1 protein-coding gene and 1 pseudogene are annotated in these 1,417 nt (G+C 24.7%); both read left to right on the top strand.

Going from position 1 to position 1,417, the window contains the following annotated elements; translation table 11 throughout:
- Positions 1-814: pseudogene (locus tag OO775_RS13425) on the top strand (hypothetical protein); the annotation flags it as partial.
- Position 815: 1 nt separating this feature from the next.
- The gene (locus OO775_RS13420; RefSeq protein ID WP_264847743.1) at positions 816-1,358 is read left to right on the top strand and encodes a hypothetical protein; all 543 of its coding nucleotides are present in this window, start codon (positions 816-818) and stop codon (positions 1,356-1,358) included.
- Positions 1,359-1,417: the final 59 nt, after the last annotated feature.

Here is a 1,417-nt window from a genome sequence, read left to right as displayed (position 1 = left end):
TGCTCCTGTAAAAGTTCTTCTTAAAAAAGTGAATAATAAAGTTCTTAGACAAGAAATTGGAGAAGATGAAAATATAATTAATGTAAAAATATACAATACTGGACAAATTGATAAAATTGTCATTAAAGAGAAAACAGAAAAATTAAGGTATATATACTATGTTAATAATAAAGAATATGTTTTAGGAGTTGTAAATATTATCAAATCAAAAGTTTGGAAAGAGAAAGGACTAATAACAGATGAAGATTGTTATTTAGTAAAAATGGAAGATTTATTAAGTTTCAAAGATGCTAATATTAAGTTTAAATATAAATTTTCAGGAACTACAAGGAGATATATAAATCCTGATTGTTTTGCTTGTCTATTAGGAGCAATGTTAGAAGTTGGTTATGAGGATTTTACCATTACAGGGTTTAGTAATAAAAATGGAGATCCTGGAATAAGTACTACACATATTAATGGGAGAGCAGGAGATATCTTATATCTTAATACAAATTTTGAAAATACAACAACTTATTTAGAGGATACAAATTTTGATTATGATAGAGAGGTGAAATTTATAGAAGCTCTATATAAGTTTGGATGGGGAAAAGAAAAAGGAAGCCCCTTATTATCTGAAAAATTTCAAAGATTAATTAGAAGAGAAAAAGTAATTAATCCTAAAACTAAAAAAGAAGAAATTAAAGAGATTAAAGAGGAAACTCTATTGCCTCACACTACTCCTTATAAAAAATGGGATGAGAAAAAGAAAAGATGGACAGTTAGACATAATCATCATCTTCATTTAAATGGATTAAAACCTAATTATAAATAAAATGAAAAATATTAACATTACAGCTTTATTATTATTACTACTATGTAGTAATTGCAGAAATCAGTGTGATAGACCTCCTCTTGTGTTTGCAAAGAAACATTCAGTAACTCAAAAAGAAGAAAATGTTCAGTATAATAAAAATATAGATTCTATTTTACAATTAGAAAAAGAACAATATCCTATCTTAGTCTATAAAAAAGAAAACATAGAATATAAAATTTTTCGTTATGGAGAAGTTGGTGAATACGCTGGTATTTATTCAGATGTAGAATTAGGAAGTAATGTTTTTTATTTAAAAATTCTAAAAAGTAATAGAGTCATTGACTCTTTAGAAATTTATAAAGAAGAAATAGGAGAAAATGTTATTAGATTTAAAAAAATTAAACTTTTAGATAATAAAACTATTGCAATTTCAGTGTCTGAAGTTTGGGAAGATAGAATAGGGAAAGAATCAAAGATAGATTCTTTATATATTTATAGAATTGAGAAAAATAATAAATTAAGTATATTAGATAAAAAAGAAACATATAGAAATATTAAGTAAAAGTAGAGCATCCTTGAGAAATTTACTTTGAAACTTTCTTTATATGACCAATATGCTCA

It is taken from the genome of Capnocytophaga catalasegens (genome assembly GCF_026005215.1).
Lineage (GTDB): Bacteria > Bacteroidota > Bacteroidia > Flavobacteriales > Flavobacteriaceae > Capnocytophaga > Capnocytophaga catalasegens.
The sequence above is the reverse complement of the archived record's forward strand: the minus strand, read 5'-3'. Positions and strand labels throughout refer to the sequence as shown.